This window comes from Allobrachymonas wangyanguii (assembly GCF_045055315.1).
Taxonomy (GTDB): Bacteria; Pseudomonadota; Gammaproteobacteria; order Burkholderiales; family Burkholderiaceae_C; genus Brachymonas; species Brachymonas wangyanguii.
This window is the reverse complement of the sequence record NZ_CP173677.1, coordinates 996,707-1,023,199: the sequence shown is the minus strand read 5'-3', so window position 1 is coordinate 1,023,199 and position 26,493 is coordinate 996,707. Positions and strand designations below refer to the sequence as shown.

Sequence of the window (26,493 nt, the reverse complement as noted above, 5' to 3'; positions counted from 1 at the left end):
CGTGTCCTGGCAGCCCGATCCCGATCGGCTGGTCTTCGTCACCGATTTCCCGGACGCCAAGGGCAGCGTGCAGCGGCTGCGTTTCAGCCAGCCGCAAGAGCTGCTGATCGCCTGGCGTGCCGATGAGGTACCTGCGCTGTTGCGCACGCTGGATGCACGCGTGCGTGCCGGCTGCTGGGCAGTCGGCCAGCTGGCCTATGAAGCTGCCGCCGGTTTCGATCCCAAGCTGGCGGCATCGATGCAGCTGGATGCCAGTGCCAGCCAGCCAGAGCCGCTGGCCGCTTTTGCGCTGTTCAGCGGGCCAGACGCTATGCCGGATTTCGAATCCGGTGCACAGTCGCCGCCCGCCTCCGGCCAGGTGCATGCGGCACCCGACTGGCAGCTGAGCGAAGATGCCGGCCAGCACGGCAAGGCGATTGGCACCATCCGCAGCGCGATCCAGGACGGCGAAGTCTACCAGGTCAACCATACGCTGCGCGTGCTGGCAGAGCGTGGCGGGCTGCCGCTGTGGCAGTACCACGAAGCCCTGCGCGCACGCCAGCTAGCCAACTACTGCGCCTGGCTGGACTGGGGCGGCTGGCAGGTGCTGTCGGCATCGCCCGAGCTGTTCTTTGACTGGAACCGGCAGACCGGGCAGATTGCAACGCGGCCCATGAAAGGAACGGCCCCGCGCGGCAATACGCCTGAGCAGGATGCCGAAGCAGCACGCCAGCTGCAGGCCAGCCCCAAGGAGCGCGCCGAAAACGTGATGATCGTGGACCTGCTGCGCAATGACCTGGGCCGCGTCGCGATCACCGACAGCGTGCAAACCACGGCGCTGTTCCAGGTCGAGCCCTACCCCACACTGTGGCAAATGACCAGCACAGTGCAGGCAATCACGCGGCCGGAGATCGACCTGCCGGCGCTGATGCAGGCGCTGTTCCCCTGCGGCTCGATCACCGGGGCGCCCAAGCGCATGGCGATGGAGAAGATCACCTTGCTTGAAAAAGGCCCGCGTGGCGTGTATTGTGGCGCGATCGGGGTCATGAGCCCGTATCGTGCGGTGTTCAATGTCGCTATCCGTACCGTGACGGCCTTGCCCGATGGCTGCCTGCGCGGTGGCATTGGCGGTGGCATCACGCTGTCGTCCGATGCAGCATCAGAATATGCCGAGGCCGTGCTGAAAGCGCGCTTTCTGCATACCGAGAGCCTGCCGCTGCCGGACTTCGAACTGCTGGAAACGCTGTTGCTGGACCAGGGACGCTACGCCCTGCTGCCCTGGCATCTGCAGCGCTTGCAGACCTCGACGCGGCAATGGAACTGGCGGCCGGTCTCGGATTCGGCCCTCCAGCGGGAGTTGCAGCAACTGGCCGATGCACACCCGCATGGTCGCTGGCGCGTGCGCCTGCTGCTGTCGGCTGACGGAAAGATCTCGACCATGGCCACGCAACTCGGAGAGCAGTCTCTGGATGCAGACTGGGACAGCGAGCAGCAAGTCCCCACCAACTGGCTGCGCCATCCCGATGCTGACAGCCTGACAGTACAACCGGTAGCCCTGGCCTCCTCCCCGCTCCCAACCGAACTGCAACCCTGGATCTGCCACAAGACCTCGCGCCGCCAGCATTACGATGCGCTGACTGAAGCCTTTCCGCAGGCCTGGGACGTGCTGCTGCACGACGAGTCCGGTTTTGCGCTGGAGTGCACGCGCGGCAATATCGTGCTGCAGACTGCCGATGGCCGCTGGCTGACGCCGATCCAGCGCGATCAGCTGCTGCCGGGCACCTTCCGCGAGGCGCTGCTGCAACGCGGCCTGATCCGCGAGGCGGTGCTGCCGCTGTGCCTGCTGCAGCGCATGCTGCCAGGCGAGCGGCTCTGGTTCATCAACAGCGTGCGCGGCTGGGTACCGCTGCAGCTGCTGCCGGCCTGATCCTCAGTAATCCTCGGCCATGTGCGCGAGGGTTTCGAACTTGGTCAACGGCTTGATAAAGGCCAGCTTGACGGTGCCAGTCGGGCCGTTACGCTGCTTGCCGATGATGATCTCGGCCACGCCCGGCTCCTTGCTTTCCTTGTTGTAGTAGTCGTCTCGGTAGATGAACATGATCACGTCAGCGTCCTGCTCGATCGCACCCGATTCCCGCAAGTCACTCATCATCGGCCGCTTGTCGGTACGCTGTTCCACGCTACGGTTGAGCTGAGACAGCGCAATCACCGGACACTGCAGCTCCTTGGCCAGCATCTTCAGGCCACGCGAGATCTCGCTCAGCTCGGTGGCGCGGTTTTCGCTGCTGGACTGGCTGCTACCGCTCATCAGCTGCAGGTAGTCGACCACGATCAGGCCGAGCTTGCCGCACTGGCGCGACAGGCGGCGTGCGTTGGCGCGCAACTCGCTCGGCGTCAGGCCCGGGGTTTCGTCGATGTGCATAGAGACATTGCGCAAGCGCTCGATCGCCTCGGTCAGGCGCGGCCACTCCTCGTCCAGCAGCTTGCCGGTACGCAGGCGGCCCTGGTCGATACGGCCAATGGAGCCAACGATACGCACTGCCAACTGCGCGGCCCCCATTTCCATGGAGAACACGGCGACCGGCAAGCCTTCGGTCAAGGCCACATGTTCGGCGATGTTGATCGCGAAGGCGGTGTTGTGTGTGAGCACATCCTGGTCAGTGATATAGAGCCGATCCGGATGGCTAACGCTGATGCACTGGCAGTCGGTGCGGCGTGTCGGTGTGATCGACAGGATGTTCAGACGCTTCTGGCGCTGCCAGCGCTGCGGCACGCACGCCAGCTTGTCCGACATCAGGAACAAGCTGGCCGGCTCGGGATGGTGGATATGGCAGACAAAAGCCGGCAAGCCGGCCATGCGCATACCAGCTACCGTGTAGTACGGCTGCTTCTCGCTGATCGAGCACCAGCCGCCCAGCGAGCGCACCAGCGTCGCCACGTCCTGCGCCAGCTGTCGGCTGCAGGTAGAAAACCGGACGCTGCCCCAACGCTCGACCCAGCCATCGGTATCGAGCAGGCCACGCAGCACGTCCTGACGGACTTCCTTGCGCGCTGTCAGATAGACTTGGGGCACGAACTTCTGGTCACTGCTCAGGCCGGACAACTGCAGCGCCTGCAAGGCGACACGCAACGGATTGGGCTGTGCACCCACCAGGCCGCTCACCTTGCCGCGATCCCGGCGTACTACACGCCAGTTGCAAGTGCCGGCATGGCTCATGACCAAATCGTGACCAACGCGCGCTTCCATGCGCGCCACGGTTTCCGGGCAGGTGCTGGCAAAGCGGACGGTTCCGGTTCCAGTCAGATTGCCATCGCCCAGCAGCGCGCCCAGCACCCAGCCGTCAATCGGCAGCTCGTCCTGATGACCGAAGTCGCCACTGGCGCATTCGATCCAGAGCCGGTTCTGGTAACGCTGTACTTGCAGCATGTCGATCAGGCGTTCGGTGGACAGTACACGCGGCGCTTTCCAGCTGCGGAAATGCACGCGCCACAGGTGTTCGGCACAGCATTCGGTGCTGCGGCCATCAGACAGGGTCACACGGTAGACCTGGCGCTCGCCCTGCGGGAAAATGCCGGTCACCATGGACGGCGCACCATCACGCGAAGCCAGCGCATCGCCGATTTCCAGCTCATCCATGCGTTTCCAGCCCCTGAGGGTGCGTACCTGCGCGTCCAGCGGCTGCGCCTTGCCCATGGAGGGACGTGCCGCCAGAATCACCAGATCCCCCGCCTGAAAACCCGACGTCATCCGGTCCAGATCGTAAAATCCGGTCGGTACGCCAGTGATGTCGTTCGGGTTCTGCGCCATCTCCTCGACGCGGTCCAGCAGGTCGACCACCAGCGATTCCATCGCCTGGAAGCCTTCCTTCATGCGCGAGCCTTCTTCGCCGATCTTGAAGATCTTCTGCTCGGCCTCGTCCAGCACCTTTTCCACCGCCATGCCTTGGGGATTGAAGGCGCGCGTGGCGATTTCGTCGCTGGCGGTAACCAGCTTGCGCAGGATGGAGCGCTCGCGCACGATCTCGGCGTAGCGGCGGATGTTGCTGGCGCTAGGCACGTACTGTGCCAGCTGGTTCAGATAGACCAGGCCGCCAACCTCGCCGTCCTTGCCCATGGTCTGCAAGGCCTCAAACACGGTGATCACGTCGGCCGGGCGCGAACCATTGATCAGCTTGCCGATGGCCTCGAACACCAGCTGGTGCTCGTAGCGGTAGAAATCACCCGGCACCAGCAGGTCGGCGACACGGTCCCAGGCATTGTTGTCCAGCAGCAGGCCACCCAGCACGCTGGATTCGGCCTCGTTGGAATGCGGCGGCACGCGCAGCTGGCTGATCTCGCGATCAACCGGTTCGTCGTAATAGTCAGGGGGGGAGAAGTAATCGGAGTCTTGCACGGCGTGATTGTTCATGGTCAGCCGCCATGGTAGTGGATTGGCGCGTTCAGGGTGTGGATAACTGTGTGTACAAGCAGGGGGTATCGGCTGGACAGCCTGGGGACAGCCGGGCATGGCCAGGGCTTATATATCCACCTGGAATATAAACATCGTAAAAATGTCGTTTGATTTTGCATAAAGCAGGGCTACAGTGCTAGCTGCCTGTATCGGGCATCCCGCCCGTATCGTCCCCTGCCTGACATGTACCAGTATTCCGATTTCGACCAGTCCTTTATCGAACAGCGCGCGGCACAGTACCGCCATCAGCTGGAGCGCCATCTGCGCGGCGAGCTGCCCGATGCCGAATTCCGCCCGCTGCGCCTGCAGAACGGCTGGTATATCCAGCGCTACGCGCCCATGCTGCGCGTCGCCGTGCCCTATGGCGAGATCGCCAGCCGCCAGCTGCGCGCGCTGGCCCGCATCGCACGCGAGTTTGACAAGCCTTCCGACGAGTTGCTGCAGCATGCGCAAGCCACACAAGATGCGCTGCAGGCCTCGCAGCCCGGCACCCTGGACGCCCCGCTGCTGCGCTACGGCTACGGCCACTTCACCACCCGCACCAATGTGCAATACAACTGGATCCCGCTGGAGAAAAGTGCCGATGTCATGGATCTGCTGGCCAGCGTGCAGATGCACGGCATCCAGACCAGTGGCAACTGCATCCGCAACCTGAACGCCGACAACCTGGCCGGCATCGCGCCGGACGAGATCGCCGATCCGCGCCCGTTTGCCGAGATCCTGCGCCAGTGGAGCACGCTGCACCCGGAGTTCGCCTTCCTGCCGCGCAAGTTCAAGATTTCCCTCACCGGCGGCCAGGAAGACCGCGCCGCCACGCACTGGTATGACGTTGGCCTGAAGCTGCGCCGCAATGATGCCGGCGAGCTCGGCTTTGCCGTCAGCGTCGGTGGTGGCATGGGCCGCACGCCGGTGATCAGCCCGACGATCCGCGAGTTCCTGCCCTGGTCGCAGTTGCTGAACTACCTCGAAGCCGTGATCCGTGTCTACAACCAGTACGGCCGCCGCGACAACGCCTGGAAGGCACGCATCAAGATCCTGGTGAAGGCCGAAGGCCAGCGCTTCATCGATGCGGTCGAGGCCGAATACGCCAACATCCTGGAGCAGGATGGCGCCCCGCACACCATCACCGAAGCCGAACTGGAGCGCGTCACCGCCTGCTTTGTGCAGCCCGAGCTGCGCCCGAGTGGCCTGACGGCAACTATCGATACGCAAGGCCAGGCCTACCAGCGCTGGCTGCAGCGCAACGTGCGTGCGCACCGCCTGCCGCAGCTGCGCGTGGTCGGCCTGTCGTTCAAGCGCCCCGGCTTTGCCCCGGGCGATGCCGATGGCGACACGCTGGACGCCGTGGCCCAGTTGGCCGATACCTTCAGCGCCGGCGAAGCGCGCCTGACGCACGAACAGAACCTGGTGCTGCCCTGGGTGCACGAAAGCGACCTGCCAGCCCTGTACGAACAGGCCAAGGCGCTCGGTCTGGCGCAGCCGAACATCGGCCTGCTGACCGACATGATTGCCTGCCCCGGCGGCGACTTCTGCGCACTCGCCAACGCACGCTCGATTCCGGTGGCGGCCGCCCTGACCGAGCGCTACCAGGACCTGGACGAACTCTGGGACCTGGGCGAAATCGACCTGCATATCAGCGGCTGCATCAACTCCTGCGGCCACCACCACAGCGGCCATATCGGCATCCTGGGCGTGGACAAGGACGGCAAGGAGTGGTACCAGATCACGCTCGGCGGTGCCGATGGCTCCGCGCTGTCTGGCGCTGCCCAGCCGGGCAAGGTGGTCGGCCCGTCCTTCAGCGCGGCCGAGGTGCCAGATGTGGTCGAGGCGATTCTCGACACCTACCGCACGCTACGCGAACCGGGCGAACGCTTTATCCAGACACTGCGCCGCGCCGGGCTGGATCCGTTCAAGGCTGCGGCCAATGCCGCCCGCTTCGTGCCTGCCGGCCACGCCGCCAGCAAGTCTGAAACCGCTACCGCCTGATTGCCTGCCATGACCACCACCACCCTCCGCCTGATCCCCGCCGACCAGTACCAGCCCGAAGCCACCGCCCTGCTGGCGCTGCCTAATGATGCCGATCCCCTGACGACCGACCTGGATGGCATCCATGTCATCGTGCTGGATTTCCCGGTATTTACTGATGGCCGCGCCTTCAGCCAGGCCCAGCTGCTGCGCCGCCGCCGCGAGTTCAACGGCACGCTGCGTGCCAGCGGCGACATCCTGATCGACCAGCTGCAACAGCTGCAGCGCTGTGGCTTCGACGAGGCCGTGCTGCGTGCCGACCAGGATCTGGAGCAGGCGCGCCAGCTGCTGGCCATGTACGAACAGGGCTTCTACCAGGGCGATGCACACCAGCCGGCACCGCGCTTCATCTCGGAAGACGCATCGGCATGAGCAGCTCTGCCTTTACCCCTGCAGCCTCGCAGCCAGCCACTGCCTTGTACAACCAGCCCTCGGCGGAATACGCCGAGCACCTGCACCAGGCACTCGACACACTGCACGCCGCCGTGGCCGAATTTGGTGCCGCCCATATCATCCAGGCCAACAGCCTGGGCGCGGAAGACGTGGTATTGCACCACCTGATCGAACGCGCCGGCCTGGGCATTCCGGGCTTTGTGCTGCAAACCGGCCAGCTGCATCCGGAAACGCTGGCCTTGCTGCAGCATGTGCAGCAGCACAGCCAGGTTCCGGTCGAGGTGTTCGAACCAGTCGCCGAACACGCCATTGCCTTTGTCCAGCGCGAAGGCCAGGATGCCATGTACCAGAGCATCGCGCTGCGCAAGGCCTGCTGCCAGATCCGCAAGATGGAGCCGCTGGCGCGCGCCCTGGACGGCAAGGCGGCCTGGATCACCGGCCTGCGCCGGGAGCAATCCGGTGCCCGCGCCGAAGTGCCGCTGCGCGATGCCAGCGAAGCCGGCAAGCCTGTCAAGCTGAACCCGCTGGCCAACTGGACCTGGGGCGATGTCTGGCACTACATCGCCAGCCACGGCGTGCGCTACAACCCGCTGCACGACCAGTTCTACCCGAGCATCGGCTGCGCCCCGTGCACCCGCGCCATCAGCCTGGGCGAGGACTTCCGCGCCGGCCGCTGGTGGTGGGAAGACGACAACGCCAAGGAATGCGGCCTGCATGTGAAGCAGGCCTGAATTGCCATGCATCTTTCACAGGAATCTGCCATGAATGCCCCCCTGCCCCTGCACGCGCTGGATGCGCCGCTGAGCCATGCCCATCTTGACGCGCTGGAGGAAGAAACCATCTTCCTGCTGCGCGAAGTCGCCGCCGTGTTCGAGCGCCCGACGCTGCTGTTTTCCGGCGGCAAGGATTCGCTGGTGATGCTGCACTGTGCCGAAAAAGCCTTTGGCTGCGGCCGCCTGCCCTACCCGCTGCTGATGATCGACACCGGCCACAACTTCCCCGAAGTCACCGCCTTCCGCGACCAGCGCGCGCAGGAACTGGGCGCTGACCTGATCGTGCGCAGCGTGGAAGATTCCATGGCGCGCGGCACGGTCCGCCTGTCGCGTCCGGACGAAAGCCGCAACGCGCACCAGTCGGTCACGTTGCTGGAAGCGATCGAGGAATTCCGCTTCGATGCCCTGATCGGCGGTGCCCGCCGCGACGAGGAAAAGGCGCGCGCCAAGGAGCGCATCTTCAGTCACCGCGACAGCTTCGGCCAGTGGCAGCCCAAGCAGCAGCGCCCGGAACTCTGGACCCTGTTCAACACACGCCTGCAACCCGGCGAGCACTTCCGCGTGTTCCCGATCAGCAACTGGACCGAACTCGACGTCTGGCAATACATCGCACGCGAGAACATCGCCCTGCCGCCGCTCTACTACGCGCATCAGCGCGAGGTGGTGGAACGCCGCGGCCTGCTGGTACCGGTCACGCCGCTGACCCCGCCGCGTGACGGCGAAGTGGTGCAGACCCGTACCGTGCGCTTCCGCACCGTCGGCGACATCACCTGCACCTGCCCGGTGGAAAGCCCGGCCGCCAGCGCGCTCGACATCGTGCGCGAAACCGTACAGGCCAACGTCAGCGAACGCGGCGCTACCCGCATGGACGACCAGACCAGCGACGCCAGCATGGAAAAACGCAAACTGGAAGGATATTTCTGATGAGCACTCTCACCACCGAACGCCCCGTCCTGGCCGACACCCAGGCCAGCACCGCCTCCGCCCTGCGTTTCATCACCTGCGGCAGCGTCGATGACGGCAAGAGCACCCTGATCGGCCGCCTGCTGCTGGACAGCCGCTCCGTGCTGCAGGACCAGCTGGCCCACGTCACGCACCAGGCCAGCGGCCAGATCAACGCCGCCGAACTGGCGCGCCTGACCGACGGCCTGCAGGCCGAGCGCGAACAGGGCATCACCATCGACGTCGCCTGGCGCTACTTCGCCACGCCGCAGCGCAAGTTCATCATTGGCGATGCGCCTGGCCACGAGCAGTACACGCGCAACATGGTCACCGCCGCCAGCCAGGCCGATTGCGCCGTGGTACTGGTCGATGCCACCAAGCTGGCCTGGGCCGCGACTGGTGACGGCGATCACGCCCTGCTGCCGCAGACGCGCCGCCACGCCCTGCTGGCGCAGCTGCTGCGCGTGCCGCACATCGTGTTTGCCATCAACAAGCTTGATGCCGTGGCCGATGCCAGCGCGGTCTACACGCGGATCCGCAGCGCCCTGCAGACCTTCGCCTATGAGGCAGGCCTGGATGTACGCGCCATCATTCCCGTTTCCGCCCTGACTGGCTGGAACGTGGTCGATCGCCATGCCGACTGGGCCGGCTACCAGGGCCCGGCCCTGCTCGAGCTGCTGGAACAGCTGCCGCGTGAACCACACGCCACCCAGCTGCCGGCCGCCCTGCCGGTGCAATGGGTCGAATCCAACTCCGCCAGCAGTGATACCGACCGCAGCCGCCGCGTACTCTGGGGCCGCATCGCCGAAGGCACGCTCCAGCCCGGCGACAGCGTCCAGGTCTTCCCGAGTGGTCAGCATGCCACCGTCGTGCAGTTGCTGGATCACGGTCGCCGTCCGCTGGAACAGGCGGCGGCACCGGCCAGCACCGGCGTGATCCTGGATCGCGAACTCGATATCTCGCGCGGCGACTGGCTGCTGGCTGCCGGCGCACCACGTCCGCGCAACCAGTTCAGCGCCACCATCGCCTGGCTCGATACCGAGCCGCTGCAGGTCGGCCGCGTCTACTGGGCCCTGCACGGTCACCGCTGGATCAAGGCCAAGGTCACGCGCATCACGCACCAGCTCGACATCCACACGCTGCAGACACAGGAGGCCAGCCAGCTCGCCGCAAACGCCATCGGCCAGGTCGAACTGACGCTGCAGGCAGCGATTCCGCTGCAGCCCTACGCACTCAGCCGCAGCCAGGGCGCGATGATCCTGGTCGACAGTGCCAGCAACGCCACCGCAGCCGCGTTGCTGGTACAGGCCGAGGTCGAAGAAGACTTCTGAAGCTTGATCCAGGACAAAAGCTGCCGCAACATCCCTTTATAGCGTAGTCTTATCGTGCGAAAGCCGAAGGCAGATCGTTAGAATATAGGGTAAACGGCAGCTGTTCCTGCCCTGTCTTTCCGTATCCATTTTCCGAGAACTCCCATGACCCACGTTGTCACCGAAGCCTGTATCCGCTGCAAATACACCGACTGCGTCGATGTCTGCCCGGTGGACTGCTTCCGCGAAGGCCCCAACTTCCTGACCATCGATCCCGACGAATGCATCGACTGCGCCGTCTGCATCCCCGAGTGCCCGGTTGGCGCCATCTACGCCGAAGAAGACACGCCGGCTGACCAGCAGCACATGATCAAGCTGAACGCCGAACTGGCGCGCCTGCCCGGCTGGAAGACCATCACCCGCCGCAAGGAGCCGCTGCCCGACCACGAAGAGTGGAAGGACCGCACCGACAAGCTGGGCGAACTGCAGCGCTGATTCCCGTCTCCGCCTCTGCTTTCTCCCCCTGTGCGACGGCCTTGTCCGTCGCCATTTCTTTTCTGGCGGCCGCACACCGCCCCATGCCATGACTGCTGTACGCCCCTTCGCCAATCCGATCGAAACCGATGCCGTGATCATCGGCGCCGGCCCGGTCGGCCTGTTCCAGATCTTCGAACTGGGCCTGCTCGAGGTCAAGGCCCACATCATCGACTCGCTCGCCTACCCCGGCGGCCAGCCGATCGAGCTCTATCCCGACAAGCCGATCTATGACATCCCGGCCATCCCGATCTGCACCGGCAAGGAGCTGACCGATGCCCTGCTCAAGCAGACCGAGCCCTTTGGTGCCACCTACCACATGGGCCAGGAAGTCTCGGTCGTCGAAAAGCAGGAAGACGGCCGCTTCTTTGTCGAGACCAGCAAGGGCACGCGCTTTCTGACCAAGACCATCTTCATTGCAGCCGGCGTCGGTGCCTTCCAGCCGCGCACACTCAAGGTTGAAGGCCTGGACAAGTTCGAAGGCAGTCAGCTGTTCTACCGCGTGCGTGACCCGCAGCAATACGCCGGCAAGAACCTGGTGATCGTCGGCGGCGGCGATTCCGCCTTGGACTGGGTGCTCAACTTCGTCGAAGGCGAGCACAAGGCCGAAAGCGTGATCCTGATCCACCGCCGTGACGGTTTCCGCGCCGCGCCGGCCAGCGTCGCGCGCATGAAGGAGCTGTGCGAACAGTTCGAAATGCAGTTCATCGTCGGCCAGGTCACCGGCTACGAGGAAGAAGACAACGTGCTCAAGGCGGTCAAGGTCACCGGTGGCGATGGCATCACACGCAGTGTGCCGCTGGATGTGCTGATGGTGTTCTTCGGCCTGTCACCCAAGCTCGGCCCGATCGCCGACTGGGGCCTGGAAATCGAACGCAAGCAGCTGGTGGTCGATACCGAGAAATTCTCCACCAGCGAACCCGGCATCTTCGCCGTGGGCGACATCAACACCTATCCCGGCAAGAAGAAGCTGATCCTGTCCGGCTTCCACGAATGTGCCCTGGCCGCCTTCGGCGCCATGGATATCATCTTCCCGGAAAAGAAGGTGTTCCTGCAGTACACCACCACCAGTCCCAAGCTGCACAAGGTGTTGGGTCTGGAAATGCCGAATTTCGACTGATCCGATCCCGTTCGGGAATCCATGCAAAAAGGCCTGTATCACTACAGGCCTTTTTGCTGCGCATGGGCTGCTGCCAGTTTACAGCCGCATCAGGCGCATCGCCTTCGGATGCGAGGCATGGTTCAGCGGGCCGTTATTCGCCTGGCCGGTCTGGACCTGTGCCCCATTGATCAGCGCAAAACGCACATAGCTGCGCGCCAGCTTCACCGCATCGGCCAGCTCCTCGCCCAGCGCCAGGTAACTGGCCATCGCCGACGACAGCGTGCAGCCGGTGCCATGCGTATTCGGCGTGGCTATGCGCGTATCGCGGAACAGCAGCTCGCTGCCGTCCTCCTGCAGCAGCACATCCACCACCTCGTCGCCCGGCAGATGGCCGCCCTTGATCAACACGGCACGCGCGCCCATCGCCTGCAGCTCGCGTGCGCCCTGCTGCATGTCCTCCACCGATGCCAGTGTGCGTCCGAGCAGCATGCCGGCCTCATCCAGGTTCGGCGTGATCACGCTGGCCAGCGGGAACAGCTGCTCCACCATCAGCGCCATGGTCCGGTTTTCCATCAGCGCCGCACCGCTGGTCGCCACCATCACCGGATCCAGCACGACAAACTCGCATGGGTGGCGGCGCAAGGCATCGGCCACACAGGCCACCACCTCGGGCGCATGCAGCATGCCGATTTTTATCGCCTCATAGCCGATATCTTCTGCCACGGCATCCATCTGCGCGGCCAATACCTCCACCGGCACCGCATGGATGGCACGCACACCCTGCGTGTTCTGCGCCGTGATCGCCGTAATCGCCGTCATGCCATACACGCCCAGCGCCGAGCAGGTTTTCAGGTCGGCCTGGATGCCGGCACCACCTCCGCTGTCGGAGCCGGCAATGCTGAGGACGCGGACGTAGCTGTATTCAAGTTGATTCATGAAAATTCACCTAGAAAAATGTACTACACAACAAGGTCTGCCAACTGCTTGCAGTGGAACTTGGAGTAAATCGTAGCCCGCTTACGCATGACACGCAGAGCCAGGCTGGATGCCGCCTGCTGCACGTATGCATGCCCCAAGACATCACACAGCATGTCATGGTCAGACATGAACAAGGTCACTTGATGCTGCCCTGCATCCCGGTAATCCCGTTGTACAAGCTCAAGAAACGGAAAATTTTCCAGTAGCTTCCTTTCCGATCCAAACTTGCTCCAGAGAACATCAGACGCAACTGTCACAAACCCCCACATCCGGTCTGGCTGCGAAGCATGGTGTCCCACCACCAGCAACTCCATGACACCAGCGCTCAGACAGAACAGGCGTGGCCACGTATTCAGGTTGGTTGATGGCAAGCAGCTGACACTCCAGAACGAGTACTCTGTCCGTCGAGGTGCCGGCAAGCAATGACGAACATACCGAGCCAGCAAATCATTCGCCTTTGCGCTCAATGGATGCTGACCGTACCTGTGGAACTTCCTAGCAAACCGCTCCAGCTGCGCTATCGGCAACACAATGGGTGAGACTAGGTCTGCCGCGTTGAATGCTTCCGGCGACTCCAGCCACTTGTCTTGCTCTTGGGGCAGCAATATCAGATCAAGATCCGTCTCTCCGACCACATTGGAAACATGAATCGTGTTGAGGATGACAAGGCCCTCTCTTTCCGCCCGCTCAATCAGATCACGCTCTACGGTATTCAACCTCTCCTTGACGACAGGAAGGAAAGAGAAACCGCAAATATCGTCATAGTTTTTTCGATGCTGGCCGAAGCGCCGCACGGCATCAACGGCTTGACCGATGTAGAAACGCTCATCAGGGAACTCAAGCAGATAGATCCCGCACCGCTTCTTGCTTGCGCCGAACAGGTGAGCCACAGACTTGAGGGTTGCCACTTGATCCGCCGCCGGGAACCCCAGCATGGCGTAGAGGTCTGGAGATGCCATCGTCATACAGCGATCATGCCAGTAAATGCCCTGCAATGCTGCGGTAGAGAGATCCAGATCATGACGGGCACGCATTGACGAAAAAAACGGGCTGCATCCACGATGTGATGCAGCCCGTTACCTTGGCTCCTCAACCTGGGCTCGAACCAGGGACCTACGGATTAACAGTCCGGCGCTCTACCGACTGAGCTATTGAGGAATGTCGGTGTGGCAGCCGCCCAAGGGCAACTGCCGAAAAATTTCTGGCTCCTCAACCTGGGCTCGAACCAGGGACCTACGGATTAACAGTCCGGCGCTCTACCGACTGAGCTATTGAGGAACAGAAGCAAAGATTATATACCAGCTTTTTGCGTTTTTCCAGCCCTGCGATGCTTTTTGCGCGCAGCCTCAGTGCCAGGCAGCACAAAAAAGAAATCCTGCCGAAGCAGGATTCCGTATAGACTGGCATGACCTGCAAGCAGGCCATGCAGTTGATCGATCAGCTCATGTGCAGACCGCCGTTACAGGCGAATTCGGCACCGGTGGTGAAGCCGGAGTCTTCGCCAGCCAGCCAGGCCACGATGGAGCCGATTTCTTCGGGCGTACCCAGGCGCTTGACCGGAATGGTGGCCACGATCTTTTCCAGCACGTCTTCACGGATGGCGCGCACCATGTCGGTACCGATGTAGCCCGGGCTCACGGTGTTGACCGTCACGCCCTTGTTGGCCAGCTCCTGGGCCAGGGCCATGGAGAAGCCGTGCATGCCGGCCTTGGCGGCCGAGTAGTTGGTCTGGCCAGCCTGACCCTTGGCACCGTTCACGGAGGAGATGTTGATCACGCGGCCAAAACCACGCTCCACCATGTCCGGAACGACCTGCTTGGTCACGTTGAACATGGAGTTCAGGTTGGTCTCGATCACGGCCTTCCAGTCTTCCGGCGTCATCTTCACGAACATGCGGTCGCGTGTGATACCGGCGTTGTTCACCAGCACATCGATCGGGCCGTGCTCGGCCTTGGCCTTGGAAAACGCCTCGACGGTAGAGTCCCAATCACCCACGTTGCCGACAGAAGCGTAGAAGGTGTAACCCTCTGCCTTCTGCTCGTCCAGCCACTTCTGGTAGTCACGCGTCGGACCACAGCCTGCGATTACCTTGAAACCTTCCTTGTGCAGACGCTGGCAGATGGCGGTACCAATACCGCCCATGCCACCGGTCACATACGCTACTTTTTGAGTCATTGTCGTCTCCTCTGGTTGCTACTCAATTCTTAGTGTAAATATCCGGCTGGATGGCACCAGCCGGACTAGGTATAACTCCTGCTGCCAGAAACCCTAGGGGTTCAGACCACAGAAGCCTTGGCCTTCACGTAACGGCCCGGAGCCGGTTCGATCGCCTTGTGCTTGGTGCTGCCGTAGCGCTTGGGTGCGGCCACCATGGGGCCACCCTGCTGGGCCAGCCAGCCAGCCCAGTCCGGCCACCAGCTGCCTTCGTTGTCCTGGGCGCCAGCCAGCCAGTCGTTCACGTCAGCCGGCAGCTCGTCGTTGGTCCAGTAGTTGCGCTTCTTCTTGGCCGGCGGGTTGATCACGCCGGCAATGTGACCAGAGGCACCCATGACGAAACGCTTCTCGCCCGGCAGCACCTGGGTGCTGGCGTAGGCGCCTTCGATCGGCACGATATGGTCTTCGCGGGAGCCGTAGATGTAGACCGGCAGGTCAACCTTGCCCAGATCCAGCTTCTGGCCGCAAACTTCCAGCTTGTTCGGCTTGATCAGGTTGTTTTCCAGGTACATATTGCGCAGGTACCAGGAATACATCGGGCCAGGCAGGTTGGTGGAATCGCAGTTCCAGTACAGCAGGTCGAACGGCGGCGGGGTTTCGCCCTTCAGGTAGTTGCCAACCACATAGTTCCAGACCAGGTCATTCGGACGCAGGAAGCTGAAGGTGGTGGACAAGTCGCTCGCCGGCAGCAGGCCGCCCTGGCCAAACTGCATCTCGCGCATGCGCACGAAGGACTCGTCGATGAACAGGTCCAGCACGCCGGTGTCGGTGAAGTCCATCAGCGTGGTCAGGAAGGTGGCGCTGTTGGCCAGCTTCTCGCCACGGCCTGCCAGTACTGCCAGCGCGTTGCTCAGGATGGTACCGCCCACGCAGAAGCCCAGCACGTTCAGGTCCGGCTTCTTGGTGATTTCCAGCACCGTCTTCATGGCGGTGATGGCGCCCTGCTCGACGTAATCGTCCCAGGTCACCTGGCCCATGCTGGCATCGGCGTTGCGCCAGCTCACCATGAAGGCATGGTGGCCCTGCTCCAGGATGTAGCGCACCATGGAGTTGGCCGGCTGCAGGTCCATGATGTAGAACTTGTTGATGCACGGCGGGATGAACAGGAACGGACGCTCGTGCACCTGCTCGGTCAGCGGCTTGTACTCGATCAGCTGGAACAGCTCGTTCTCGAATACCACGGAGCCTTCGGTGCTGGCCACGTTGGTGCCGACTTCGAACTTGCTCTCGTCGGTCATGGACACATGGCCCTGACGCAGGTCGTGCAGCATGTTCTGCATGCCCTTGGCAATGCTCTCGCCCTTGGTCTCGATCGCCTTTTTCTGGGCGTCGGGGTTGAAGGCCAGAAAGTTGCTCGGGGCAGCGGCGGCAGCCCACTGCTCGACGGCGAAGGTCACGCGTGCCTTGGTCTTGGCATCGGTCTGCATGGCTTCGGCCATGCCCATCAGCATGCGGGTGTTGATCAGGTGCAGCGCGGCAGCAAAGCCGGACATCGGCTGGCGCTGCCATTCTTCGCTGGCGAAGCGGCGGTCAGTGGCGATGGTGGGCGGCACCATGCCTTGCAACCAGAGCTGGGACAGCTCCTGCGCGTAGGTCTGCTGCAGCTGCTGCAGCTTGGTGGTGTCAAACGTGACCTGCGGGCCATTGGGCAGCGTTGGCACCATCTGCTGGAACATGCCCATCATTTCGGTAGCCGGCATCGGAGCGCCAAAGCCCCCCGTCTGCATGGCCTTGCCATACTGCTGCATGGCGTTGGTCCACATGGCTTGCATGGGCGCGGCAACGGACTCCCAGGGGTTCTTGGGGGTTTGGCTCATCAGCTTGTCTCCTTGCGTCGTTGTAGTGAGGTCGCCTCTGCATGATAACGGCATGCAGGGCATTGACTGGTGTGAAAACCCTGTTTGTGCAGGCAACCAATTCCTCATCATCCTAAGTCATTTTTTTGACAGTATGAAGGCACGTGACGGATGTCACAGTACGCAGGATGGGCATCAGCCGCGAATCCAGACCATGGCTGCCATGCGGCCGGTGCGCGGCTGGCGCCGGTACGAGAAAAACCGCTGTTCCTGGCTGAAGGTGCACCAGGGCAAACTGCCGTCATTGCCGTGGATGGCGCCAATACCCATCGTCTGCAGGCGCTGGCGCGCCAGCAGTGGCAGGTCTGCCAGCCACTTGCCTTGGCGGCCGGCCGGCTGGAAGGCTGCTGCTGCAGCCGCGTCATGGCGCAGGAAGGTGGCGCGCACTTCACCGCCGACTTCAAACGCCGTCGGGCCAATGCACGGCCCCAGCCAGGCCAGCCAGTCGCCGCCGGCATCCTGCGCCCTGCCCTGTTCGGCCAGGGTCTGCCGCATGCGCGCATGCAGCTGTTCGATCACGCCATCGGCCAGCCCGCGCCAGCCGGCATGCGCGGCGCCCACGATCGGGAAGCGGCGGTGCACCAGCAGCACCGGCAGGCAATCGGCCACCATCACGGTACAGCCGACCCCTGGCTGTTGCGTGAAACAGGCATCGGCCTGCGGTGCACAGCCTTGCGCCTGTCCGGCATCGACCACCTGTACGCCATGCACCTGCTGCAGGAAGCCTGGCTCCACGCCGCTGCGCTGCGCCAGCAAGGCGCGGTTCTGCGCCACCGCCGCCGCATCGTCCTGCACATGGTCACCCAGGTTGCAGCTGTCAAACGGCGGCTGTGACACGCCACCGGCGCGCGTGGTAAACACGGCACCGACCCAGGGCGGCGCCGGCCAGTCGGGAAGTATCCAGTCGGAACAGGAATCGGTAGGCATAAGAATCACTCCAGCAGATCAACATGGCAGGACGCTGCCATCGGTACATCATGGTAAATTGGCAGGCATTCGCACGCCTGCCGTGTGTCCAATGTATCAGCCCGACGTGTTTACGCCCACCTGCCAGCCCCCCCGAACCGAAAACCTTTTCTGCCGCCACTGCGGCACGCGTAACGAGATGCGCGTGCCCGAAGGCGATGGCAGCGAACGCGCCGTCTGCCCGGCCTGCGGCACCATCCATTACGTCAACCCGCTGGTGGTGGTCGGCACGATTCCGGTGCTGGGCGACAAGATCCTGCTGTGCAAGCGCAATATCGAGCCGCGCTACGGCAAGTGGACCTTGCCGGCCGGTTTCATGGAACTTGGCGAAACCACCGCCCAGGGCGCCGCGCGCGAAACGCGCGAGGAATCCGGTGCCGCCTTTGACATGGGTCCGCTGTTTGCCGTGATGAACGTGCCGCAAGCCAGCCAGGTGCACCTGTTCTACCTGTGCACGCTGCAGCATGACCAGTTCGATCCGGGCATCGAGACACAGGAAGCGCGCCTGTTTGCCGAAGACGAAATCCCCTGGGAAGAGCTCTCTTTCCTGACCGTGCAGCACGCGCTGCAGGCCTTTTTTGCCGATCGCGTGCGCGGCCACTTCCTGGTCCACACCGGCGACATCAGCGGCCGCGATTTCGTACGCGACCAGCAGGCGTAAAAAACGCCCTGCCGGTCATGGCAGGGCGTCGTCATCGATCAGTCGACCCGTCAGCGCACAGGCACTTTCGCGGCAATCGCCTCGGCCCAGCGCTGCGCCTCGGCGGCATCACGCGCTTCCACCATCACGCGCAGCACCGGCTCGGTGCCACTGGCACGGATCAGTACGCGGCCATTGTCAGCCAGCGCCTGTTCGGCTTCGACAATCGCCTGCTGCAGCTCCACACTGCCTTGCCAGTCGGTGCCGGCTTCCATGCGCACGTTGATCATCGTCTGCGGGAACAGGCTGGCATCGGCCAGCATCTCGGCCATGCTGCTACCGCTGCGCACCACCGCATTCAGCACCTGCAGCGCGCTCACCAGGCCGTCACCGGTGCTGTGCTTGTCCAGCACCAGGATGTGACCGGAGCTTTCGCCGCCAATCAGCCAGCCATTTTTCTGCAGCTGCTCCAGCACATAGCGGTCACCCACCTTGGCGCGGATCAGCTCGATGCCCTTGGCGCGCAGCGCGGTCTCGATCGCCATGTTCGTCATCAGCGTACCGACCACGCCCGGCACCGGCTTGTACTGCGCCAGGCGATCCATCGCCAGCAGATAGACCAGCTCGTCACCGTTGTAGAGGCGACCGGAAGCATCAACCATCTGCAGGCGATCCGCATCGCCATCCAGGGCCACGCCGTAATCGGCGCCATGCTCACGCACCGCGGCCACCAGTGCATCAGGGGCGGTAGCACCCACGCCCTTGTTGATGTTGATGCCGTCCGGCTCGCAGCCGATGGCAATCACCTGCGCGCCCAGCTCATGGAACACCATGGGCGCGATCTGGTAGGCCGCACCATGGGCGGCATCGACGACGATTTTCAGCTCGCGCAGGCTCAGGGAATAATCGAAGCTGCTCTTGCAGAACTCGACATACCGCCCGACCGCATCCTTGAGGCGCCAGGTGCGGCCCAGCTGCTCAGACGGCATGCACACCATCGGTTCGTCAATGCCCTGCTCTACTTCCAGCTCCCAGGCATCGGACAGCTTGGCGCCCTTGTAGCTGAAGAACTTGATGCCGTTGTCGGCAAAGGCGTTGTGGCTGGCGCTGATCACCACGCCGAGCGAGGCACGCTGGGCACGCGTCAGATAGGCCACGGCCGGCGTCGGCACCGGACCGAGCAGCACCACATCCACGCCAGCTGCGTTGAAACCGGACTCGAGCGCGCTCTCCAGCATGTATCCGGAAATGCGCGTGTCCTTGCCGATGATGACAGTGGGACGCTCGTCACTGCGCTTGAGCACGCGGCCAACGGCATTCGCCAGTCGCATCACGAAATCCGGCGTCAGCGGATGTTGTCCGACCGGGCCGCGGATGCCATCGGTTCCAAAATACTTGCGTTTGCCACTCATGCGTCTCTGACCTTTTCTTCTTTGCCTGTCGCAGGCGATCTTTCCATACTACCTGATTCCGGTGAGATCCCGGCGGTAGCAGTCCACGTTCCCGGCCTCAGGACTCAGTGCGGTGCATGGCTTCCCAGACCGCCAGCGCCTGGCGCGTGGCGGCTACATCGTGCACGCGCACGATGCGCGCACCGCGCTCCACGGCCAGCACATGAGCACTGACGCTGGCCAGGCTGCGTTCGTGCGCCAGCAAGTCAGACTTGTAGCTCACGTCCATCACGCCGGGCGGCAGCGCTTCCAGCACCGCACCCAGGCTGGACTTGCGCGACCAGCCAGCCAGCACCGCATGGCCACCACGCATCAGCTCGCGCTGGTGCGCCAGCAACGCCAGGTTCTGCGGCACCGTCTTGCCAAAACCGATGCCCGGATCCAGCACGATGCGATCCTTGCTCACGCCCAGGCTGCGCAGCACGTGCGAGCGCTGGTCGAGGAAGGCGCGCACTTCCTGCACTGTGTCCAGCAGGCTGCCCTGCATCGGCTGCATCTGCATGCTTTGCGGATCACGGTGCATGTGCATCAGGCAGACGCCGCAGCGGCCATGCTGGGCCACCACCTGCTCGCCATCCAGCCCGTCGGGGCCGGAACGCCAGCGCAATGCCCAGATGTCGTTGATGATGGCAGCGCCGGCATCGAGTACGGCCTGCATCACTTCCGGCTTGTAGGTATCGACCGAGAGCGGCACCTTGTAGGCAGTCGCCGCCTTCACGACCGGCAGCACGCGCGCCAGCTCTTCTTCCAGCGGCACCGCCGGCGAGCCGGGACGGGTCGATTCACCGCCAATATCCAGGATCGTTGCACCCTGGTACAACAGCTGCTCGGCATGCAGCAGCGCACTGCGCGTATCGGCATGGTGGCCACCGTCGGAAAAGGAATCAGGCGTCACGTTGACGATGCCCATGATGTGCGGGCGCTGCAGGTCCAGCGTGTAGTCGCCAGCTTGCCAGAGGGTCTGTTCGGTCATGCAAATCTCCAGTCGCTTCAGAAAACAAAACAGCGGAGCACCAGGCTCCGCTGTGGATATCACGCCAGCGTGATCAGGTCGGGTTGGAGGCCGGCGGCTTGGCCTCGGGCGCCGGGGCTGCCGGCGGCGTGGCGGGAGCGGTCACCGTGGCCGGTGCCGTACCGCCACCCGCATCGCCATCGCCCTTGGGCGGGGTGCGCGGTGCCCAGTCCTTGGGCGGTTGCGGCTCGCGGCCTTCCATGATGGCATCCAGTTGCTCGCTGTCAATGGTTTCCCAGTCCAGCAGCGCCTTGGCCATGGCATGCATCTTGTCGGAGTTTTCCTCGATCAGGCGACGCGCCAGCGCATACTGCTCGTCGATGATGCGGCGCACTTCCTCGTCCACGCGGCGCATGGTCTCTTCGCTCATGTTGGTAGTCTTGGTCACGCTGCGACCCAGGAACACCTCGCCCTCGTTCTCGGCATAGACCATCGGGCCCAAGGCCTCGCTCATGCCGTAGCGCATCACCATGTCACGCGCAATCTGCGTGGCACGCTCGAAGTCGTTGCTGGCACCAGTGGTCATCTGGTTCATGAACACTTCTTCGGCGATACGACCACCAAACAGCATGCTGATCTGGTTCAGCATGAATTCCTTGTCGTAGCTGTAGCGGTCCTTCTCGGGCAGGCTCATGGTCACACCCAGCGCACGGCCGCGCGGGATGATGGTGACCTTGTGCACCGGATCGCACTTGGGCAGCAGACGACCGATCAAGGCGTGGCCGGACTCGTGGTAGGCCGTGTTGCGACGCTCTTCCTCGGGCATGACCATGCTCTTGCGCTCGGGGCCCATGATGATCTTGTCCTTGGCCTTCTCGAAGTCCTGCATCTCGACCAGGCGCGCGTTGCGGCGAGCCGCCATCAGCGCAGCCTCGTTGCACAGGTTGGCCAGATCGGCACCGGACATGCCCGGCGTGCTGCGCGCGATGATGGCCGGGTTGACGTCAGGACCTACCGGGATCTTGCGCATGTGCACGTTGAGGATCTGCTCGCGGCCACGGATATCGGGCAGCGTGACATAGACCTGGCGGTCGAAACGGCCCGGGCGCAGCAGTGCGGCATCCAGGATGTCCGGGCGGTTGGTGGCAGCCACCACGATCACGCCCAGGTTGGTCTCGAAACCGTCCATCTCGACCAGCAGCTGGTTCAGCGTCTGCTCGCGTTCGTCGTTGCCACCACCCAGACCGGCACCACGCTGGCGACCGACGGCGTCAATCTCGTCGATGAAGATGATGCACGGGGCATTCTTCTTGGCGTTCTCGAACATGTCGCGCACGCGGGCCGCGCCCACGCCAACAAACATCTCGACGAAGTCGGAACCGGAAATGCTGAAGAACGGTACCTTGGCTTCACCAGCGATGGACTTGGCCAGCAGCGTCTTGCCGGTACCCGGCGGGCCAACCAGCAGCAGGCCACGCGGGATGCGGCCACCCAGCTTCTGGAACTTCTGCGGGTCACGCAGGTAGTCCACCACTTCCTTGACTTCTTCCTTGGCCTCGTCGCAGCCGGCGACATCGGCAAAGGTCACGGTGTTGTTGTTTTCATCGAGCATGCGCGCCTTGGACTTGCCAAAGCTGAAGGCACCGCCCTTGCCGCCGCCCTGCATCTGGCGCATGAAATAGACCCAGACACCAATCAGCAGCAGCATCGGCCCCCAGCTGATCAGCAGGCTGCCCAGCAGCGAGCCTTCCTCGCGCTGCTTGATGTCGAACTTGACGCCGTTGTTCAGCAGGTCACCGACCAGGCCGCGATCCAGATAGGTGGCCGTGGTACGGATGCGACGGTCGTCCATCGTGACCGCCATGATCTCGGTGGAACCATTGCTGCCTTCCTGGATGGTGGCGCTCTTGATCCTGCGGTTCTGCACGTCCGAAATGAATTCGGAATAGGCAACCGTGCTGCCCGGTCCCGTTGCACCTGTCTCGAACTGTTTGAAGACGGTGAAGAGCACCATGGCAACCACGAACCATACTGCGACTTTTGATAGCAATTGCCTGTTCAAGCCTTACTCCATGACATTCCATGGCATGCAGAAGGCATGCCGATATTTCCATATGGGGCCATTTTAGGTGTTTCAAGACATGGGCAGGACAGCATTTTGTGTCCGTCCATGTCGGATACACGGATATGCGCCGGCCTTCAGTCCTGCTGCGGTGCCTTCAGGCGCATGCCGACGATGAAGGTTTCAGACGACTTGTCGCGCGAAGCCTTGGGCTTGACCGGCTTGACCACCTGGAAGGTTTCCTTGAACAGCTTGACCAGCTGGCTGTAGCCGCTGCCGTGGAACACCTTGGTCACCAGCGCACCCTCCGGCTTGAGGTGCTGCAGCGAAAACTCGATCGCCAGCTCGATCAGGTGCGCCACGCGCGCGGCATCGGCCGATTCCACGCCGGACAGGTTGGGCGCCATGTCGGACACCACCACATCGGCCTTGCGCCCCTGCAGTTTTTCCTGCAGCTGTTCCAGCACCTCGTCCTCACGAAAATCCCCCTGCAGGAATTCGACACCCTCGATCGGCTGCATGGGAAGCAGGTCCAGTGCGATAATCCTGCCATTGAGCTCACCAACCGCCGCTCCGTCCGGAGACAGCTTGCGCCGCAGATACTGGCTCCAGGCTCCCGGCGCAGATCCCAGATCGACGACCCAGTCGCCCGGGCGGATCAGGTTCAGCGTCTCGTCAATTTCCTTGAGCTTGTAGGCTGCGCGCGCACGATACCCTTCCCGCTGCGCCAGCTTGACGTACGGATCGTTGATATGGTCATGCAGCCATGACTTGTTGACTTTCTTGCTTTTGGTTTTGAATTTCATGTTTGTCGCCTGCATACTGCAGACACTCCCTTTTCAGGAATCATAGTCCAATGCCCCAGATTGTATTGACCACGCAGCAACGCAAGGTCCACCGCGCCGAAGCCCATCACCTGTCACCGGTCGTGATGATCGGTGCCGATGGCCTGTCTGAAGCCGTGCTGCGCGAAGCCGATGCTGCCCTCAACGCCCACGGCCTGATCAAGATCCGCGTGCTCGGCGACGACCGCGAAGCGCGCGAACAGATGTACCAGCAGATCGCCGACCAACTCAATGCTGCCCCGATCCAGCATATCGGCAAGCTGTTCGTGCTGTGGCGCCCGATCCCCGAAAAGGAGCGCGAGATTGACGAGGACCGCATGCCCGGCCCACGCGACATCAAGGTCATCAAGAACAGTAGCCGTGGCGGCCAGCGTCCGCAGGTGCGCACGGTACGCGTGCTCGGCAACCAGCGCCTGACTGCCGGCGGCATCCTCAAGCGCGCCAAGAAGCGCCAGGTATCGCCCAAGAAGCGCCAGGGAGACTGAGCCCATGAGCGATGATCGCATCATCCTGTGCATGAAATGGGGCACCAAGTACGGCCCCGAGTACATCAACCGCCTGTACGCCATGGTGCGCCGTCACCTGAGTGGCGATTTTCGTCTGGTCTGCCTGACCGATGACAGCAAGGGCATTCGCGAAGAAGTCGAATGCTACCCGATTCCGCCGCTGGATCTGCCGCCCGGCATTCCCGAACGTGGCTGGAACAAGCTGACCACCTTCACCGCAGACCTGCACGGCCTGCAAGGCACCGCCCTGTTCCTGGATGTGGATGTCGTCATCACCGGCCCGCTGGACGACTTTTTTACCTATCCCGGCGACTTCGTCATCATCCACGATTACAAGCGCCCCTGGCGCATTACCGGCAACTCCTCGGTCTACCGTTTCAAGATTGGCGCCTATCCGGAAATCCTCGACAAGTTCCGCAAGGAGTTTGCGACCATCCGCGAGCAGTTCCGCAACGAGCAGGCCTACCTGTCGGACGAGATGCACAAGCTGGGCAAGCTGAGCTACTGGCCGAAAGACTGGTGCCCGAGCTTCAAGTACCACTGCATTCCCGCCTGGCCAACCAACTACTGGAAGCCGCCCTTTGTGCCGAAGAACGCGCGCATCGTGATCTTCCATGGCGAATGCAACCCGCCGGATGCCCTGGCGGGCCGCCGCAACCGCCGCTTCCGCCATATCGAACCCGCCACCTGGGTATCGCAATACTGGCGCGAATAAGGCGCGCATACAGCAACAGCAAGGCCGGCTTGAAGCCGGCCTTTTGCATCCTGCGTGCCTGTGGCGGTGCTTACTCCGCCTTGGCCTCGTCCTCGTTCTCGCTGTCAGGCGACTTGCTGACGCGATTGAACCAGCCCGACCCCCAGATGCCGACCTCGTACAGCAAGCACATGGGAATCGCCAGTGCCAGCTGTGACAGCACGTCAGGCGGCGTGACAATCGCGGCCACGACGAAAGCAAGTACGATGAAATAGCCCCGGAAGGACTTGAGCTGCGCCACCGTGACCATGCCGAAACGCACCAGCAGCATCACCACGATAGGCACCTGGAAGGCCAGCGCAAACGCCAGATAGAGCGACAGGATCGCCTGCACGTAGGAAGCGACGTCAGGCGTGGCCGCCACCGAATCCGGCGTGAAGTGCTGGATGAAATTGAACATCTTGTCCAGCACGAAGAATTGCACGAAGGCAATGCCGGCATAGGCCAGCAGGCTGCCGAAGATGATCAGCGGCATCGCGAATTTCTTTTCGTGGTTGTACAGGCCCGGCGCGACAAAGGCCCAGGCCTGGTACATCAGCCAGGGCAAGGCTGCCAGCACCGCCACCATCATCAATACCTTGAGCGGCACGAAGAAAGGGGAAAACACATCGACCGCGATCAGGCGCGAATCGGCCGGCATATGGGCCCGGATCGGCTGCGCAATGAAGTTGAGCAGGCCATCCGGACCGGGAAAGAAGGCCAGCACCAGCGCCACCGCGGCGACCCCGTACAGCATGTACAGGATGCGGTCGCGCAGCTCGATCAGATGCTCGACGAAGGGCTGCTCGCTACCCGCGAGCTCGTCCTGCTTGTTGTCCTCAGCCATGGTACCTGTTCAGATGGAAAAGATGGCCGGCACCGGAAGATCCGGCACCGGGTGTGCATCAGATGCGTTTCTTGGGGCGGAAGCGTGCCACGCGCGCAGCTGCCGACTGGATATGGGTGCGAACGCCCTGCTGCTGCTTGTACCAGACCGGCGTGGCACCGCGCTTGACGCGCCAGTTCTTGCGCGGATGGCGGTACGACGAGGCCGGACGCGGCGTGTAGCCAGTGTGGCCACCTTCGGCCGTGGCATAGCTGTCGTCAGACTGGAACACCGAGCCGGCACCGGAACTGGAGCTGCTGTCAGCAGCGCTGCCCGTCGTGCTGCTGGTACTGTCGCTGTCGTAACTGCCTTCCAGGTCGGTCTGCACGCTGCGGCCGGTTTCGTGGATCTCGCGCTCGACATCGCGCGCGGCACCCTCGACCGCTTCCTTCATCTTGCGCAGCTCGTCCAGCTCCATGCTGCGCGTGACCTCGGCCTTGACGTCGCTCACATAGCGCTGCGCCTTGCCAACCAGCGCACCCACGGTGCGCGCCACGCGCGGCAGCTTTTCCGGCCCGATGACGACGAGCGCCACCACGCCGATCAGCGCCAGCTTGGAAATACCGAGATCAATCACGCTCGCCTGCTCCTGTCACCGTCAGACAGCGCATCAGGACTTGTTCTTGGCTTCGACGTCAATGGTGTTGGCCTGGTCAGCCGCCTTGCTGGCCGTGACCTGCTGCTGGGCAGCGGCATCGGCCGGCGTTTCGCCTTCCTTCATGCCGTCCTTGAAACCCTTCACGGCGCCGCCCAGGTCGGTGCCGATGTTCTTCAGCTTCTTGGTACCGAATACCAGGACCACGATCAGCAGCACGATCAGCCAGTGCCAGATGGACAGAGAACCCATGTTGAACTCCTTGATGTATGTTCAGTTCAGAAAAATGATTGTAATGTGC

The 26,493-nt window shown here is 63.0% G+C and carries 24 protein-coding genes and 2 tRNA genes; 11 read left to right on the top strand and 15 right to left on the bottom strand.

Annotated elements, in window-relative coordinates:
• Position 1: 1 nt before the first annotated feature.
• Positions 2-1,906: a chorismate-binding protein gene (locus ACI3EV_RS04885; RefSeq protein ID WP_337690620.1), complete on the top strand. Its 1,905-nt coding sequence runs from the start codon at positions 2-4 to the stop codon at positions 1,904-1,906.
• 3 nt (positions 1,907-1,909) lie between these two features.
• Here ACI3EV_RS04885 and dnaB read toward each other — a convergent pair whose 3' ends face one another.
• A complete protein-coding gene (gene dnaB, locus ACI3EV_RS04880; protein ID WP_405198043.1) occupies positions 1,910-4,387 on the bottom strand; it encodes a replicative DNA helicase in 2,478 nt (825 codons plus the stop codon).
• A 225-nt stretch (positions 4,388-4,612) separates the two neighbouring features.
• Between dnaB and ACI3EV_RS04875 the strand changes: the two genes are divergently transcribed.
• The 7 genes from ACI3EV_RS04875 to ACI3EV_RS04845 all read left to right on the top strand — a co-directional run bounded on the left by ACI3EV_RS04875 (position 4,613) and on the right by ACI3EV_RS04845 (position 11,526).
• A complete protein-coding gene (locus tag ACI3EV_RS04875) occupies positions 4,613-6,415 on the top strand; it encodes a nitrite/sulfite reductase (protein WP_337690622.1) in 1,803 nt (600 codons plus the stop codon).
• Between the two features lie 9 nt (positions 6,416-6,424).
• Positions 6,425-6,826, top strand: a complete 402-nt coding sequence (locus ACI3EV_RS04870) for a DUF934 domain-containing protein (RefSeq protein ID WP_329770208.1) — start codon at positions 6,425-6,427, stop codon at positions 6,824-6,826.
• Positions 6,823-7,578, top strand: a complete 756-nt coding sequence (locus ACI3EV_RS04865; RefSeq protein ID WP_337690624.1) for a phosphoadenylyl-sulfate reductase — start codon at positions 6,823-6,825, stop codon at positions 7,576-7,578. The genes ACI3EV_RS04870 and ACI3EV_RS04865 overlap by 4 nt, the downstream gene beginning before the upstream one ends.
• Before the next feature lie 30 nt (positions 7,579-7,608).
• Complete coding sequence (gene cysD, locus ACI3EV_RS04860; protein ID WP_337690626.1) at positions 7,609-8,544, top strand: sulfate adenylyltransferase subunit CysD; 936 nt, start codon at positions 7,609-7,611, stop codon at positions 8,542-8,544.
• On the top strand, positions 8,544-9,893 hold the full coding sequence (locus tag ACI3EV_RS04855; protein WP_337690628.1) for a GTP-binding protein: 1,350 nt from the start codon (positions 8,544-8,546) through the stop codon (positions 9,891-9,893). Before cysD ends, ACI3EV_RS04855 begins: the two co-directional genes overlap by 1 nt.
• A gap of 144 nt (positions 9,894-10,037) precedes the next feature.
• A complete protein-coding gene (fdxA, locus tag ACI3EV_RS04850) occupies positions 10,038-10,367 on the top strand; it encodes a ferredoxin FdxA (RefSeq protein WP_329770204.1) in 330 nt (109 codons plus the stop codon).
• A gap of 88 nt (positions 10,368-10,455) precedes the next feature.
• Complete coding sequence (locus ACI3EV_RS04845; RefSeq protein ID WP_329770203.1) at positions 10,456-11,526, top strand: NAD(P)/FAD-dependent oxidoreductase; 1,071 nt, start codon at positions 10,456-10,458, stop codon at positions 11,524-11,526.
• A 78-nt stretch (positions 11,527-11,604) separates the two neighbouring features.
• On the opposite strand, the gene thiD is transcribed toward ACI3EV_RS04845, so the two are convergent.
• The 7 genes from thiD to pgeF all read right to left on the bottom strand — a co-directional run bounded on the left by thiD (position 11,605) and on the right by pgeF (position 17,483).
• The gene (gene thiD, locus ACI3EV_RS04840; RefSeq protein ID WP_337690630.1) at positions 11,605-12,444 is read right to left on the bottom strand and encodes a bifunctional hydroxymethylpyrimidine kinase/phosphomethylpyrimidine kinase; all 840 of its coding nucleotides are present in this window, start codon (positions 12,442-12,444) and stop codon (positions 11,605-11,607) included.
• Between the two features lie 23 nt (positions 12,445-12,467).
• Positions 12,468-13,451, bottom strand: coding sequence for a GIY-YIG nuclease family protein (locus ACI3EV_RS04835; RefSeq protein ID WP_337690633.1), 984 nt, complete (start codon positions 13,449-13,451; stop codon positions 12,468-12,470).
• 117 nt (positions 13,452-13,568) lie between these two features.
• Positions 13,569-13,644: transfer RNA gene (locus ACI3EV_RS04830), tRNA-Asn, on the bottom strand.
• Positions 13,645-13,688: 44 nt separating this feature from the next.
• Positions 13,689-13,764 (bottom strand) — tRNA-Asn (locus tag ACI3EV_RS04825).
• A gap of 159 nt (positions 13,765-13,923) precedes the next feature.
• Entirely contained in the window at positions 13,924-14,661 is a 738-nt protein-coding gene (gene phbB, locus ACI3EV_RS04820; RefSeq protein WP_329770199.1) for an acetoacetyl-CoA reductase, read from the bottom strand.
• A 101-nt stretch (positions 14,662-14,762) separates the two neighbouring features.
• On the bottom strand, positions 14,763-16,517 hold the full coding sequence (locus ACI3EV_RS04815) for a PHA/PHB synthase family protein (protein WP_405198042.1): 1,755 nt from the start codon (positions 16,515-16,517) through the stop codon (positions 14,763-14,765).
• Between the two features lie 174 nt (positions 16,518-16,691).
• The gene (pgeF, locus tag ACI3EV_RS04810; RefSeq protein ID WP_337690636.1) at positions 16,692-17,483 is read right to left on the bottom strand and encodes a peptidoglycan editing factor PgeF; all 792 of its coding nucleotides are present in this window, start codon (positions 17,481-17,483) and stop codon (positions 16,692-16,694) included.
• Between the two features lie 178 nt (positions 17,484-17,661).
• Between pgeF and ACI3EV_RS04805 the strand changes: the two genes are divergently transcribed.
• A complete protein-coding gene (locus tag ACI3EV_RS04805; protein ID WP_405198041.1) occupies positions 17,662-18,183 on the top strand; it encodes an NUDIX domain-containing protein in 522 nt (173 codons plus the stop codon).
• Between the two features lie 50 nt (positions 18,184-18,233).
• Here ACI3EV_RS04805 and glmM read toward each other — a convergent pair whose 3' ends face one another.
• The 4 genes from glmM to ACI3EV_RS04785 form a co-directional block, all read right to left on the bottom strand.
• Positions 18,234-19,574, bottom strand: coding sequence for a phosphoglucosamine mutase (gene glmM, locus ACI3EV_RS04800; RefSeq protein ID WP_329770196.1), 1,341 nt, complete (start codon positions 19,572-19,574; stop codon positions 18,234-18,236).
• A gap of 97 nt (positions 19,575-19,671) precedes the next feature.
• Entirely contained in the window at positions 19,672-20,586 is a 915-nt protein-coding gene (folP, locus tag ACI3EV_RS04795) for a dihydropteroate synthase (RefSeq protein ID WP_337690639.1), read from the bottom strand.
• 73 nt (positions 20,587-20,659) lie between these two features.
• On the bottom strand, positions 20,660-22,627 hold the full coding sequence (gene ftsH / locus ACI3EV_RS04790; protein WP_329770194.1) for an ATP-dependent zinc metalloprotease FtsH: 1,968 nt from the start codon (positions 22,625-22,627) through the stop codon (positions 20,660-20,662).
• A 137-nt stretch (positions 22,628-22,764) separates the two neighbouring features.
• Positions 22,765-23,433: an RlmE family RNA methyltransferase gene (locus ACI3EV_RS04785; RefSeq protein WP_329770193.1), complete on the bottom strand. Its 669-nt coding sequence runs from the start codon at positions 23,431-23,433 to the stop codon at positions 22,765-22,767.
• 50 nt (positions 23,434-23,483) lie between these two features.
• Here ACI3EV_RS04785 and yhbY point away from each other — a divergent pair, with 50 nt between their 5' ends.
• Positions 23,484-23,957, top strand: coding sequence for a ribosome assembly RNA-binding protein YhbY (gene yhbY / locus ACI3EV_RS04780; RefSeq protein ID WP_329770192.1), 474 nt, complete (start codon positions 23,484-23,486; stop codon positions 23,955-23,957).
• A gap of 4 nt (positions 23,958-23,961) precedes the next feature.
• On the top strand, positions 23,962-24,693 hold the full coding sequence (locus ACI3EV_RS04775; RefSeq protein ID WP_329770191.1) for a glycosyltransferase: 732 nt from the start codon (positions 23,962-23,964) through the stop codon (positions 24,691-24,693).
• 70 nt (positions 24,694-24,763) lie between these two features.
• On the opposite strand, the gene tatC is transcribed toward ACI3EV_RS04775, so the two are convergent.
• Genes tatC through tatA form a run of 3 tightly spaced genes read right to left on the bottom strand, consistent with a single transcriptional unit; the run spans position 24,764 to position 26,444 of the window.
• On the bottom strand, positions 24,764-25,558 hold the full coding sequence (tatC, locus tag ACI3EV_RS04770; protein ID WP_329770190.1) for a twin-arginine translocase subunit TatC: 795 nt from the start codon (positions 25,556-25,558) through the stop codon (positions 24,764-24,766).
• Positions 25,559-25,616: 58 nt separating this feature from the next.
• Entirely contained in the window at positions 25,617-26,174 is a 558-nt protein-coding gene (gene tatB / locus ACI3EV_RS04765; protein WP_337690644.1) for a Sec-independent protein translocase protein TatB, read from the bottom strand.
• 33 nt (positions 26,175-26,207) lie between these two features.
• Positions 26,208-26,444: a Sec-independent protein translocase subunit TatA gene (gene tatA / locus ACI3EV_RS04760; protein ID WP_329770188.1), complete on the bottom strand. Its 237-nt coding sequence runs from the start codon at positions 26,442-26,444 to the stop codon at positions 26,208-26,210.
• Positions 26,445-26,493 lie beyond the last annotated feature (49 nt).